At 69.5% G+C, this 13426-nt stretch carries 10 protein-coding genes; 7 read left to right on the top strand and 3 right to left on the bottom strand.

The window, feature by feature from the left end:
- The first annotated feature begins 95 nt into the window (after positions 1-95).
- On the top strand, positions 96-1001 hold the full coding sequence (locus OG611_RS29645; RefSeq protein ID WP_266427086.1) for a DUF3800 domain-containing protein: 906 nt from the start codon (positions 96-98) through the stop codon (positions 999-1001).
- A gap of 60 nt (positions 1002-1061) precedes the next feature.
- Here OG611_RS29645 and gltX read toward each other — a convergent pair whose 3' ends face one another.
- The 3 genes from gltX to OG611_RS29630 all read right to left on the bottom strand — a co-directional run bounded on the left by gltX (position 1062) and on the right by OG611_RS29630 (position 3640).
- Complete coding sequence (gene gltX / locus OG611_RS29640; protein WP_266427084.1) at positions 1062-2534, bottom strand: glutamate--tRNA ligase; 1473 nt, start codon at positions 2532-2534, stop codon at positions 1062-1064.
- Positions 2527-3303 (bottom strand): fumarylacetoacetate hydrolase family protein, encoded by a 777-nt coding sequence (locus OG611_RS29635; RefSeq protein ID WP_093545179.1) that lies wholly within the window; start codon positions 3301-3303, stop codon positions 2527-2529. Before OG611_RS29635 ends, gltX begins: the two co-directional genes overlap by 8 nt.
- 148 nt (positions 3304-3451) lie before the next feature.
- A complete protein-coding gene (locus tag OG611_RS29630; protein WP_266427080.1) occupies positions 3452-3640 on the bottom strand; it encodes a hypothetical protein in 189 nt (62 codons plus the stop codon).
- A 578-nt stretch (positions 3641-4218) separates the two neighbouring features.
- On the opposite strand from OG611_RS29630, the gene OG611_RS29625 reads away from it, so the two are divergent.
- The 6 genes from OG611_RS29625 to OG611_RS29600 all read left to right on the top strand — a co-directional run bounded on the left by OG611_RS29625 (position 4219) and on the right by OG611_RS29600 (position 13418).
- Positions 4219-7974, top strand: coding sequence for a nitrate- and nitrite sensing domain-containing protein (locus OG611_RS29625; protein ID WP_266427078.1), 3756 nt, complete (start codon positions 4219-4221; stop codon positions 7972-7974).
- Positions 7975-7983: 9 nt separating this feature from the next.
- The gene (locus OG611_RS29620) at positions 7984-8397 is read left to right on the top strand and encodes a roadblock/LC7 domain-containing protein (RefSeq protein WP_006127850.1); all 414 of its coding nucleotides are present in this window, start codon (positions 7984-7986) and stop codon (positions 8395-8397) included.
- Positions 8398-8530: 133 nt separating this feature from the next.
- Positions 8531-8938 (top strand): DUF742 domain-containing protein, encoded by a 408-nt coding sequence (locus tag OG611_RS29615; RefSeq protein ID WP_003966010.1) that lies wholly within the window; start codon positions 8531-8533, stop codon positions 8936-8938.
- Positions 8919-9500: an ATP/GTP-binding protein gene (locus OG611_RS29610; RefSeq protein ID WP_072487286.1), complete on the top strand. Its 582-nt coding sequence runs from the start codon at positions 8919-8921 to the stop codon at positions 9498-9500. The genes OG611_RS29615 and OG611_RS29610 overlap by 20 nt, the downstream gene beginning before the upstream one ends.
- Before the next feature lie 347 nt (positions 9501-9847).
- Positions 9848-12994 carry a nitrate- and nitrite sensing domain-containing protein gene (locus tag OG611_RS29605; RefSeq protein ID WP_266427074.1) on the top strand — a complete coding sequence of 1049 codons (3147 nt, stop codon included), beginning with the start codon at positions 9848-9850 and terminating at the stop codon, positions 12992-12994.
- 10 nt (positions 12995-13004) lie between these two features.
- Positions 13005-13418 carry a roadblock/LC7 domain-containing protein gene (locus OG611_RS29600; protein ID WP_006127847.1) on the top strand — a complete coding sequence of 138 codons (414 nt, stop codon included), beginning with the start codon at positions 13005-13007 and terminating at the stop codon, positions 13416-13418.
- Positions 13419-13426 lie beyond the last annotated feature (8 nt).

Genomic DNA, 13426 nt, shown 5'->3' with positions numbered 1-13426 from the left:
TCGAAAGCAGCAAACAAAACATCGCGCATATGGCTGCGCAGACCCTGTGGCCGTCCCTTCGGGGGCGGCCACAGACGTGTTTCGGGGGAGGTTCGGTGCATCTCTGCTACATCGACGAGGCCGGTAACGGGCAGACGCTCGATCCGGCCAAGCCGGATGCGCCGCCCGTACTCGTCATCGGCGGATTCACCGTTCCCCGCTCCCAAGTCAATGAGATGACCTGGGACTTCCTCAGCGTGAAGAAGCACTACCGGCCCCAGTTGCAGCACGTCATGCATCTGTCCGAGCTGATCCAGCACGAGATCAAGGGGGCCGACGTCCGCAAGAACCTGCGGGTCGGCAACCACAACTGGCGCCGGGCCGCGATGGAACTCGTGTCGTCCCTGCTCGACATACTGGAACGCCATGACACGCGGCTCCTCGCCCGCGTCTGGATCAAGGAAGAAGGGCTCGCCTTCAACGAGTCCGGTGTCTACCCGACCTCCGTGGGTTCGTTGACCGAGACGTTCCAGGCTCAGCTGGCACACGAGCATTCACGCGGGATGATGGTCCTCGACAGCCGCACCAAGGTGAAGAACGCGCCCAACGTGCACTGCGTGACCACCCGCAAGTACCGCACGGGCGGGGACGGTCTCCGGGGAATCATCGAGTCTCCCGTCTTCGGTCACAGCGACACGCACACCCTGTTACAGGTCGCGGACCTGGTGGTGTCGTCCTTGCTGTTCCCGATCGCCTGCCATGCCTATCTCAACGACCTCACGTGGAACGTGCACTGCGACGACGCCTACGCGCCGCTGCGGGAGGAGTTCGGTGAGCGTCTGAAGAAGCTCCAGTTCCGCTACCAGGATCCGAGCGGGAAGTGGCGCGGCGGAATCGTGGTCTCGGACCGGCGCTCCGCGCAGTCCTCCAGCCTGATGTTCGGCGACGGGAAGCGTGTGGGAACCAGGGCTGTCATCCCCGGGCAGCAGGTCGGCCCGCGCGGGGCGCCGCAGGCGCCGTGAACGGCGGGAGGCCGGGGCTCCCCTGAGGGAACTCCGGCCTCCGGTGTACGTACCGGACCGTTACGCGGTCAGCTTCGCCAGGGCCGCGTCCACGCGGGCCAGGGTCTTCTCGCGGCCCAGGATCTCCAGGGACTCGAAGAGCGGCAGGCCGATCGTGCGGCCGGTGACCGCTACGCGGATCGGGGCCTGGGCCTTGCCGAGTTTCAGGCCGTGCTCCTCGCCCGCGGTGAGGATGGCGTTCTTCAGGGCGTCCGCGTTCCAGTCGGCGTCGGCCAGCTTGGCGCGGGCCGTGACGAGCAGGGCGTCGGAGCCCTCCTTCATCGCCTTGGTCCAGGACGCCTCGTCCGTCGCCGGCTCGTCGAGGAAGAGGAAGTCGACGTTGACCGTGATGTCCGAGAGGACCGTGACGCGGGTCTGGGCGTGCGGGGCGATCTCCGCGAACTGCTCCGCGTCGAAGGCCTCCGGAGCCCACGGGGCGAACGGGGCCTTCAGCCAGGGGCCGCAGGCCTCGGTGAACGCCTTCATGTCCATCCTGCGGATGTGCTCGGCGTTGATGTGCTCGCACTTCTTCAGGTCGAAGCGCGCCGGGTTGGCGTTGACGTCCTCGATGTCGAACGCGGCCACCATCTCCTCGATCGAGAAGATGTCGCGGTCCTCGGCGATCGACCAGCCCAGCAGGGAGAGGTAGTTGAGCAGCCCCTCGGGCAGGAAGCCGCGCTCGCGGTAGAGGTTCAGGGACGCCTGCGGGTCGCGCTTGGAGAGCTTCTTGTTGCCCTCGCCCATGACGTACGGCAGGTGGCCGAAGGCGGGGGTGTCCTTGGCGATGCCCAGCTCGATGAGCGCCTTGTAGAGGGCGAGCTGGCGCGGGGTGGAGGAGAGCAGGTCCTCGCCGCGCAGGACGTGGGTGATCTCCATCAGCGCGTCGTCGACCGGGTTGACCAGCGTGTAGAGCGGGGCACCGTTGGCGCGGACGATGCCGTAGTCCGGCACGTTCTCCGGCTGGAAGGTCAGCTCGCCACGGACCAGGTCGTTGAAGGTGAGCGCCTCGTCGGGCATCCGGAAGCGGACGATGGACGTCCGGCCCTCGGCCTCGTACGCGGCGATCTGCTCGGCGCTCAGCTCGCGGCAGTGGCCGTCGTAGCCGGACGGCTTGCCGGCGGCGCGGGCGGCGTCGCGGCGGGCGTCGAGCTCCTCGGTGGTGCAGTAGCAGTGGTACGCGTACCCGCCCGCGAGGAGCCTGTCGGCGACGTCCTTGTAGATGTCCATGCGCTGCGACTGGCGGTACGGGGCGTGCGGGCCGCCGACCTCGGGGCCCTCGTCCCAGTCGAAGCCGAGCCAGCGCATCGAGTCCAGGAGCTGGTTGTAGGAGTCCTCGGAGTCGCGGGCGGCGTCGGTGTCCTCGATGCGGAAGACCAGCGTGCCGCCGTGGTGCCGGGCGAAGGCCCAGTTGAACAGGGCGGTGCGGACCAGGCCCACGTGGGGGTTGCCGGTCGGGGAGGGACAGAAACGTACACGGACTGGTGCGTTAACCACGCTTGATCACCTTGTTGGTGAGAGTGCCGATGCCTTCGATGGTGACGGCGACCTCGTCGCCGACATGGAGGGGTCCGACCCCTGCGGGAGTGCCGGTGAGGATCACATCGCCCGGGAGCAGCGTCATGGCTTCCGTGATGTGGACGACCAGATCCTCGATCGAGCGGATCATGTCGCTCGTACGGCCCAGTTGGCGTTGCTCGCCGTTGACCGTGGCCTGGATGGTCAGGTCGTGGGGGTCGAGGTCGGTCTCCACCCAGGGGCCGAGCGGGCAGGAGGTGTCGAAGCCCTTGGCCCGCGCCCACTGCTTCTCGCGCTTCTGGGCGTCGCGGGCGGTGACGTCATTGGCGCAGGTGTAGCCGAAGATGACGTCCTTCACGCGCTCGCGCGGCACTTCCCGGCACATGCGGCCGATGACCACGGCCAGTTCGGCCTCGTGGTGGAGTTCGTTCGAGAAGGAGGGGTACTCGATCGCGTCGCCGGAGCCGATCACCGAGGTGGTGGGCTTGAAGAAGGCGACGGGGACGTCCGGTACCTCGTTGCCGAGTTCCGCGGCGTGCTCCGCGTAGTTGCGGCCGATGGCCACGACCTTGTTGGGGAGCACGGGCGGCAGGAGGCGGACCTTGCTCAGCGGGACCTTGGTGCCGGAGAGCTCGAACTCGGCGTACGGAATGCCCTTGATGATGTCGAGGACGAGACCATCGGGCCCCTCGCCCTCGACGGCGCCGAAGGCGACATTGCCGTCGATGGAGAACCTGGCGATGCGCACGGGATGCTGTCGCCCCTCACTTGCTGGCTGAAGACTGACGCTCCAGGCTAACGCGTTGCCCGGCGGGGATTGCCCCAATTGCCGGGCGGCGCGACGGGGCGGCCCCACCGGGCGGGGCATCGGCGCGGGTGAGGGGACGGCGCCCGCGTCACTCCGCGACGGCGGCGGTGACCGGGGCCACCATGAGGATGGTGCGCCGGGGGTTGGCCGTCTGGGTGGGCAGGTCCACGGCGTGCTCCGGCTGCTCCGGCGTCCGCAGATCTTCGGCGTCCTTGAGGTGCGCCAGCGTGGTGCGCCGGGGGTTGGCAATGTTGCGGAACATCATCGTCGTCTTCATCTGCCGTTCGGACCCTGTCGGTACGGGCGCCGCCCGGAGGGGCGCCGGTTGTCGGATTTGCCATCCCTGTAAAGCGTCAGGCTAAACATCCAATTCCCTGCGGGAGCCCGGAAGAGACGGCGATCATCATGTGAGTTTGCTCACGACTGCGCCGACAATTCCCTCATTTCAGGCGCTCGATCACGTCGACAGAAACGGACATTACGGCACTGAATCAACCATTCCACTCCTGACCATGGCGACTGGGACACCCTTTACGCTTCGTCGATTCAACCGTAATCGTCCGCTTTATCCGTGATCACGCTCCACTGCTTGTTACTCAATCATCACAACGCGTCACCCAGGTCACAGCCCGGCACGGGGCCCTTGTTGGAGATCCGGCACTGTGCTGGAATTCCACGCACCGCCGCGGGTTTCAAGCCGGCGCGCAGGGGCGCAACGGAGCGCCGAGTGGCGGCGGAAAGGGGAAGGACGCCGGTCACTCACGACCACCATGGGGCGGGTACAACGCCCCACGACGCCGACACCGTTCCACCGCTTCGCGCGGAGGAGCGCCTGGTCCAGAGGTTGCGACGCTAGTGCAGGGACGTTTCAAGAGGGATGGCAGCGCTGCGGCGGAGCAGGAGCCGCACGGCGGGACCGACCGCGGTCCCTCGGCCCAGCACGCTCAGAACCCCGGGCCTGCCGCGGCCGGCGACAACGGCGACCGTGCTCAGCGCCCCGGTGCCACGGCGAACGGCGACGCCGATCCGATCTCGTCGCTCAAGTCCCGCGGCCCCGTCAACACCGGCTCGCGAGTCGCTCTTCGCAACTGGCGCATCAGCACGCGCCTGGTCTCCCTGCTCGCCCTTCCCGTGGTCGCCGCGACCACGCTCGGCGGACTGCGGATCAACGACTCCATGAACGACATCCAGCAGCTGGACCACATGCAGCTGCTGACCAGGATGACCAAGCAGGCGACCTCGCTCGCCCAGGCGCTCCAGGAGGAGCGCGACCGTTCGGCCGGTCCGCTGGCCAACGGGGTGAAGCCCGACGACTTCAAGGTCACCGAGCCCCGCAAGAAGACCGACCGGGCGAAGACGGCCTTCCTCGACGCGACGACCTCGATCGGCGACCCCTCCGGCGACGAGGCCCTCGAAGGCATCTATTCGAGCGTCACCCAGATCGCGAGCCAGCTGGCCGAGATCCGGGACATCCGCAAGACGGCGTACGGCAAGGACACCCCGAGTCTCCAGACCGTCGACCAGTACAGCCAGCTCATCACCTCGCTGCTGAGCCTCTCGCAGGACATGGCGCAGGCGACCAGCAACTCGGAGATGATCAAGCGGACCCGGGCGCTGGCGGCCTTCTCCTCCGCCAAGGAGTACGCCTCGGTCCAGCGGGCGATCATCGCCGCGGCCCTGCCCGGCGGCAACGACAAGCAGCCGCACCTCGACGAGAACGACAAGCAGTTCGGCAAAAGCGCGCTTGGCAAGGAGCGGTCGGCGCTCTCCTCCTTCAAGGCCGTGTACAAGGCGACCGGCAACAACGCCGATGAGCTGACCGCCACTCTGGACGAGGGCAACCCCGAGATCAAGGCCGCCGACGCCTACGCCAGGAAGGTGCTGGACAGCCCCACGGGCATGGCCGGCACCGCGCGCCGTTCCTACCTGGACTGGTACGACCAGAGCTCGACCAAGATCCAGGCGATGAAGACCATCGAGGAGACCCTCCTCAGCGACATGGAGGGCAAGGCCCGCGAGCTCCGCGACGAGTCGAAGCGCGAAGCGATCATCAGCGGTGCGCTCATCCTGCTGGTGCTCGGCGTCTCGCTGGTCGGTGCCTTCGTCGTCGCCCGATCCATGATCCGTTCGCTGCGGCGGCTGCAGGACACGGCCACCCGTGTGGCCCAGGACCGGCTGCCCGAGCTCGTCAAGCAGCTCTCCGAGGCCGACCCGCAGGACGTGGACACCTCGGTCGAGGCCGTCGGTGTGCACTCCCGGGACGAGATCGGCAAGGTGGCCGCGGCCTTCGACGACGTGCACCGCGAGGCCGTCCGTCTCGCCGCCGAGCAGGCCCTTCTCCGGGGCAACGTCAACGCGATGTTCACCAACCTCTCGCGCCGCAGCCAGGGCCTCATCCAGCGTCAGCTCTCGCTCATCTCCGAACTGGAGTCGCGCGAGGCCGACCCGGACCAGCTCTCCTCGCTCTTCAAGCTCGACCACCTCGCGACCCGTATGCGCCGTAACGGCGAGAACCTCCTCGTCCTCGCGGGCGAGGAGCCGGGCCGCCGGTGGACCCGGCCCGTCCCGCTGGTCGACGTGCTCCGTGCCGCCGCCTCCGAGGTGGAGCAGTACGAGCGCATCGAACTGGCCGCGGTGCCCGCCACCGAGGTCGCGGGCCGCGTGGTCAACGACCTCGTCCACCTGCTCGCCGAGCTGCTGGAGAACGCCACGTCGTTCTCCTCGCCGCAGACGAAGGTCCGGGTCACCGGTCACGCGCTGCCCGACGGGCGGGTGCTGGTCGAGATCCACGACACCGGCATCGGCCTCTCCCCCGAGGACCTCGCCGCGATCAACGAGCGGCTCGCCTCGCCGCCCACCGTGGACGTCTCGGTCTCCCGCCGCATGGGTCTGTTCGTGGTCGGCCGGCTGTCCCTGCGCCACGGCATCCGGATCCAGCTGCGGCCCTCCGACTCCGGTGGCACGACCGCGCTGGTCATGCTGCCCGTCGATGTCGCGCACGGCGGCAAGCAGCCGGTTCCCAAGCAGGCACCCGGGCAGCAGTCCGGCGCCCCCGGCGGCCTGCTCGCCGGTGGCGGCGCGACGGGCGCGGGCAACGGCCCCCGTCCCGGCCTCGGCGGCGCCCCGTCGGGCCCGGCCGGCCGTCTCGCCTCGGGTCCGGGCGCCTCGCGCGGCCAGGTCGGCGCGGGCTCCGCGCCGCGTGCCGCACTGCCCTCGCGCGACGGCGGCCCCCGCCACCAGCAGAACCCGCAGGGCCAGCAGGGCCAGCAGGGCCAGCAGGGCCAGCAGAACGCCGGATTCCAGTCCGCCGGGCTGTCCAACACCGGACCGCAGGACGTCTCCCGCCCGGAGCCGCAGCGTCAGGGCGGCGGCCTCGCCGGCGCCTTCGGCAACGGCGCCCGCCTCGGTGCCCGCGGCCAGGGCGACGGAGCGGGTCGTACGGACTCGGGCCGGCCCGACCTGTTCGGCCAGAACCGCCAGGACCAGAACCGCCAGGGCCAGGACCAGAACGGCCCGCAGGGCGGCCGGCCGAACGGCCCCGCCCCGTGGCAGCCGTCGCAGCCGCAGCAGGCCCGGCAGAACCCGGCCGGCCAGGGCGAGCCCGACCGTCAGCTGCCCCCGGTCGGCGGCCCGCGTGCCGAGCTGCCCGGTGGCAACCCGCAGTCGCAGCGTCCGCAGACCACCAGCTGGGGCACCGAGGAGCCGTCCGCGCCGCGACGTACTCCGCTGGACGCCCCGCGCGGTCACGAGGAGCCCGAGTCCACCGGTCAGTTCCAGCGGCCGATGAACCCGCCGCTCACCCCGCGGGCTCCCATGGACGACCGGCAGGGTCCCGGCTCCACCACCGAGTTCGCCCGCCCGGACTTCTCCGCCCCGGCCCCGCAGGCCCACGCCCCGCAGGACCTCTCCGCCCAGGACCCGGCGGGCACCGCGCAGTTCGCCCGTCCCGACTTCGGGCAGCCGCAGCCCGTCCGGGCGCAGGACCAGGGTCTGCCTGCCCCGCGTCAGCGCGGCCGGGACGACGAGGACTTCGGTGCTCCGCGTCCGCCCGCCGGTGACGGGCAGTACCGTCCGGTCCTGCCGCCGCAGCCGCAGCCCGAGGCGCTGCCTCCGGCGGCCGGTCCCGGGGACGGTCGTACGCCGCTGTACGACACCCTGGAGACGAACTGGTTCCACGGCCCGCAACAGGGCGGCCAGCAGCCGCCCGCCGAGCCGCAGGCGCCCGCCGAGCCCCTCCCCCAGCAGTCGGCCCCGGAGCCTCCCGCTCCCGCGGCGCCGCGGCGCGGCGGAGGCGATCCGGGCAGCACCACAAGTTCCTGGCGCCCCTCGCCGAACGACGAACTCGTACGGCAGGCGGAGCGGGTCAAGAAGCCCGCGGCGGGCGGAGTCACCACCTCCGGACTGCCGCGCCGTGTGCCTCGTGCCAACCTGGTGCCGGGCACCGCTCAGCAGCAGAACCATCAGTCCGGTCCGCAGGTGTCACGTGCCCCCGATGATGTACGCGGGCGGTTGACCAATCTCCGCCGGGGCATCCAGCAAGGGCGGCAGGCCAACAACGGCCAGTCGACCGGCAGTTTCCCACTCGGCCCCACTCACCAGCAGGAGCGTTAGTTGAGCCCGATGAGTCAGGCCGCGCAGAATCTGAACTGGTTGATCACCAACTTCGTGGACAACACCCCCGGGGTGTCGCACACGGTGGTGGTCTCCGCCGACGGACTCCTGCTGGCCATGTCCGAGGGATTTCCCCGCGACCGAGCCGACCAGCTGGCGGCCGTCGCCTCCGGGCTGACCTCGCTGACCGCGGGCGCCTCCCGGATCTTCGAGGGCGGCGCCGTCAGCCAGACCGTGGTGGAGATGGAACGCGGGTTCCTCTTCCTGATGTCCATCTCGGACGGCTCCTCGCTGGCCGTCCTCGCCCACCCGGACGCCGACATCGGTCTGGTGGGGTACGAGATGGCCCTGCTGGTCGACCGTGCCGGCACCGTCCTCACCCCCGACCTCCGTGCCGAGCTCCAGGGCAGCCTGCTCCATTAGGCGGCCATGGATCGATGACAGACTCGATTGCCCCAGGTAACGCCCTCAACCCTCGCCCGTCCGGCCGCTTAGAGCCCCCCACCGGCCCCTTCAGACGGCAAGCCGACGCACTGCTGTCACGCCCGGAGGATTCATGACCCCGCCACCCGCCTCACCCGATCCGTACGGCGCACTGCACCACGCGTCGTACGACGGTGAAGGCGACCAGCCACTGGTCCGCCCGTACGCCATGACCGGTGGCCGGACCCGGCCGCGCTACCAACTCGCCATAGAGGCGCTGGTCTCCACCACGGCCGACCCCGCGCATCTGGGGACGCTGCTGCCCGAGCACCAGCGGATCTGCCACCTCTGCCGTGAGGTCAAGTCGGTGGCCGAGGTCTCGGCGCTGCTGTCGATGCCGCTCGGTGTGGCCCGGATTCTCGTCGCGGACCTGGCGGAAGCCGGCATGGTGGCCATCCACCAGCCGGGCAATGGAGAGGCCGGCGGCGCGCCGGATGTGACACTGCTCGAAAGGGTGCTCAGTGGACTTCGCAAGCTCTAGCGGCGGTGCTGCCCGCGCCACCACCTCGGCGAAGATCGTGGTGGCCGGGGGCTTCGGCGTGGGCAAGACCACGTTCGTCGGTGCCGTCTCGGAGATCAACCCGTTGCGTACGGAAGCCGTGATGACGTCCGCGTCCGCGGGCATCGACGACCTGACGCACACCGGGGGCAAGACGACGACGACCGTCGCCATGGACTTCGGTCGCATCACCCTGGACCAGGACCTGATCCTGTACCTCTTCGGTACGCCCGGTCAGGACCGTTTCTGGTTCATGTGGGACGACCTGGTCCGCGGCGCCATCGGCGCCGTCGTCCTCGTCGACACCCGCCGCCTTGCCGACTGCTTCCCCGCCGTCGACTACTTCGAGAACAGCGGGCTCCCCTTCGTCATCGCCCTCAACGGCTTCGACGGACACCAGCCCTACACCCCCGACGAAGTACGCGAAGCCCTCCAGATCGGCCCCGACACCCCGATCATCACGACGGACGCGCGACACCGCGCCGACGCCAAGAGCGGTCTGATCACGCTCGTGGAGCACGCGCTCATGGCACGGCTCAAGTAAGCACAAGTCGGTATTGCCATACGGTAGTTACCGTAGTCGGACGGGGGTGGGCTGTGTCCTTTGACACGATCCACCCCCGTATTCATAACGTTTCGACAGAGAATTGCCCAGCGTTCGACACCCGACGCATCCGCTTGGTGCCACTGCGCTCACCTGAGCCCCGCCTTTTGACGGGGCTCGTTCTTTATGCCCGTTTTATCTGAGGCCTGGGCCACTCGGAATGACAGGTTCCGACTGTTTGGATCGCGGCCGGTCCCCGTGCTGGAATTCGACGAACTCCCGAGTAGTACGGCCCTGAACAAAACACGGCACAGCGTAGGTGCCGACGCCGAGAGGTTGTTGGTCGAGTGAGGCGAAACAACGCGGGCTCCACGGCGCAGCAGGAGCGGGGCAACTTCACCCCGCCGCCGCGCGCCGCGGCGTCGTCCGCCGATGCGTCCGATGCGGCGGTGTCCGGCGGCGGCAGCGGCCTGTTGTCCCCGCGCAACTGGCGGGTGCCCACCCGGCTGAACGCGATTCTCCTGATCCCCGTCCTGGTCGGCCTGGTCATGGGCGGATTCCAGGTGAAGGGGTCGATCGACACCTGGCGCGAGGCACAGGACGCCGAGAAGACCGCGCTGATCGTGCGCGCGGCCGCCGAGTACGGCCAGGCGCTCCTCGACGAGCGTGACCTCTCCGCCCAGCCCCTCCTCTCGAACAAGCGTGACGCCGCCGTCATCGGCCAGGTCCAGGCCGCCACCGACAACGCCGCGGGCAAGTTCAACGAGGCCGTGAAGGGCATGCCCCGGAAGCAGGGCCTGGAGCGGCGCCTGCAGCTCTTCCGGCTGGAGGAGCCCACCCTTCCCGAGCTGCGCAAGGCCGCCTTCGCCGAGGCCATGGACCCGGTGAAGACGGAGGAGGGCTACGTCAAGGTCCAGCACTCCCTGATGGAGTTCAGCAACGAGCTGGGTCTGGGCACCGGCAACATCACCAGCTACGGCCGTACGGTCTACGCGATCGAGCTCGCCAAGGCTGCAGAATCGCTTCAGCGCTCCATCGGTATGCATCTGCTGGTGCGTCCGAGCCAGGAGAGCGCCAAGTTCGACGCCCAGGTCAAGGCCTTCGGCTCGTACAACTACCTGGAGCAGATCGCGCTCGGCGAGTTCACCTCCGGTGGTACGGAGGCCGACGCGGCCCGGCTGGAGCAGGTCCTGGCCGCCAAGGCGGACGACGGCGCCGAGCAGCTGAAGAAGGCCAAGGAGAAGGCCGACGCGGCGGGGGCCCCGTTCGTCGCCCCGCCCAGCATCGACGGCTCGGTGTTCGACGGCATGGCCCAGCAGATCGGTCAGGGCAAGTCGCCCGAGAAGCTGGCCGCGAAGGGCATCACGCCCGAGACCTGGATGGCCGCCGCCACCGCCAAGTTCGACGGCTACACCACGGTCGAGAACGAGCTCGTCGACAAGGCGGTGACCGAGGCCGCGGACATCTCGTCCAGCGCCCGGAACGACGCCGTCGTCAACGCCGCCGTCGTGATCGTCGCCCTGCTGGCCGCCTTCGTCCTGGCCGGCCTCATGGCCCGGCAGATGAGCCGCTCGATGCGCCGGCTGCGTACGGCCGCCTTCGGGATCGCCGAGCAGCGGCTGCCGATGCTGGTCGACCAGCTCTCCCGGGCCGAGCCGGGCCGGGTCGACACCCGCGTCCAGCCGATCCCGATCCACAGCCGCGACGAGATCGGCGAGGTCGCCCGCGCCTTCGACCAGGTGCACCGCGAGGCGGTCCGGCTGGCGGCCGAGCAGGCCATGCTGCGGGGCAACGTCAACGCGATCTTCACCAATCTCTCCCGCCGCAACCAGTCGCTGATCGAGGGCCAGCTGACCCTCATCACCGACCTGGAGAACAACGAGGCCGACCCGGACCAGCTGGAGAACCTCTTCCGGCTCGACCATCTGGCCACCCGCATGCGCCGCAACGGCGAGAACCTCCTGGTCCTCGCCGGCGAGGAACCCGGCCGCCGCTGGAACCAGCCGGTCCCGCTGGTCGACGTGCTCCGCGCCGCCTCCTCCGAGGTGGAGTCGTACGAGCGCATCGAGCTCTCCGGGGTGCCCGAGACCGAGATCCACGGCCAGGCGGTCACCGACCTCGTGCATCTGCTGGCCGAGCTGCTGGAGAACGCCACCACGTTCTCCTCGCCGCAGACCAAGGTGCGGGTCACCGCGACCCGGCTGCCGGACAGCCGCGTGATGATCGAGATCCACGACAAGGGCATCGGCCTCACCGCCGAGGACTTCGCCGACATCAACCACAAACTGGCCAACCCGCCGACCGTGGACGCCGCGGTGTCGCAGCGGATGGGCCTGTTCGTGGTCGGCCGGCTCTCCGACCGGCACGGCATCCGGGTCCAGCTGCGTCCCTCGGGCGAGCAGGCCGGAACCACGTCGCTGGTCATGCTGCCGGACGCGATCACCCACGGCGGCGGTGGCGAACCGGCCGCAGCAGCGGACGACTTCACCGTCTCCTCGATCATTCCGGAGCAGCAGAGCTTCGAACAGCAGCCGCCCCAGCCGCACATGCGCACGGCGGCGGAGCTCGGCTTCGACGACTCCCGCTACGAACAGCCCTCGGCGGAAACGGCGCAGCTGGACCCGGTGGGCCGTTCGCTGATGCGCCCCCAGCGCCGGGCGGCGCTGGGGGCGCAGACTGCGGGCGAGCACCCGCAGTTCCCGCAGGATCCGTACGCCGACGGCCAGTACTCCGGGAACGGATACGCCCAGGAGCCGCAGCAGGCGTCGTACGAGGGCGGCTACGACCCCTACCGCGCCGACCCGGACTTTGCCCAGCAGCCCGAGCAGGCTCTGCCCAGCGGCTATGCGGAAGCCGCGTACGCGACCGGTGAGACCCTGCAGCCGTCGTACGAGGAGCAGTTCGCTCCCCAGCCCCATCAGGACGACTGGCCGGATCAGGGCGCCTACCAGGGTGCGTACGAGCCGTCGGCACCGGCGGAAGCGGAATCCGTCCCGAGCGCCCCCGCCGAGCCGCAGGAGCGCGTAGGCTTCGACCGTCCGGGGCCCACGCCCAACTCCGGCCACGAGCTGACCGAAGCCGGTCTGCCGCGCCGGGGCGGTCAGCAGCACTGGCAGCCCACCGGTCGTGGGAACAACCGGCCCGTCGCGCAGCAGCAACCGCAGCAGCAGGAGGAACTGCCGCAGCAGCCGTCGCCCGCGCAGCAGGACGGGAACGGCTCCGACGACTGGCGCTCGGCCAACGACGAGCGCTGGGAGCGGGCCGAGAAGCTCCGGGAGCCGAAGGCGGGCGGGATCACCCCGTCCGGACTCCCCCGGCGGGTGCCCAAGGCCAATCTGGTCGAGGGCACGGCGGAGCAGACTCTGCAGGGCGGCCCTCAGGTTTCCCGTGCCCCCGAGGACATCCGCGGCAGGTTGAGCAACCTGCGGCGGGGCGTGCTCCGGGGACGCAGCGCGGGTTCGGACGACAGTAATACCTACAACCAGGAGCGTTAGTGTGAGCCCGATGAGCCAGGCGGCGCAGAATCTGAACTGGTTGATCACCAACTTCGTGGACAACACCCCCGGGGTGTCGCACACGGTGGTGGTCTCCGCCGACGGACTCCTGCTGGCCATGTCCGAGGGATTTCCCCGTGACCGTGCCGACCAGCTGGCTGCCGTCGCCTCCGGGCTGACCTCGCTGACCGCGGGAGCCTCGCGGATCTTCGAGGGCGGCGCGGTGAATCAGACAGTTGTGGAGATGGAGCGCGGATTCCTCTTCATCATGTCCATTTCCGACGGATCGTCCCTTGCCGTTCTCGCACATCCGGACGCCGATATCGGTCTGGTTGGGTACGAAATGGCCCTTCTCGTCGACCGTGCGGGCAGTGTCCTCACCCCGGACCTCCGTGCCGAACTGCAGGGAAGTCTTCTTAACTAATAGACAGA

It is taken from the genome of Streptomyces sp. NBC_01363, assembly GCF_026340595.1.
GTDB lineage: Bacteria > Actinomycetota > Actinomycetes > Streptomycetales > Streptomycetaceae > Streptomyces.
Note: the sequence above shows the minus strand (reverse complement) of the source record. Positions and strands in the feature narration are given on the sequence as shown.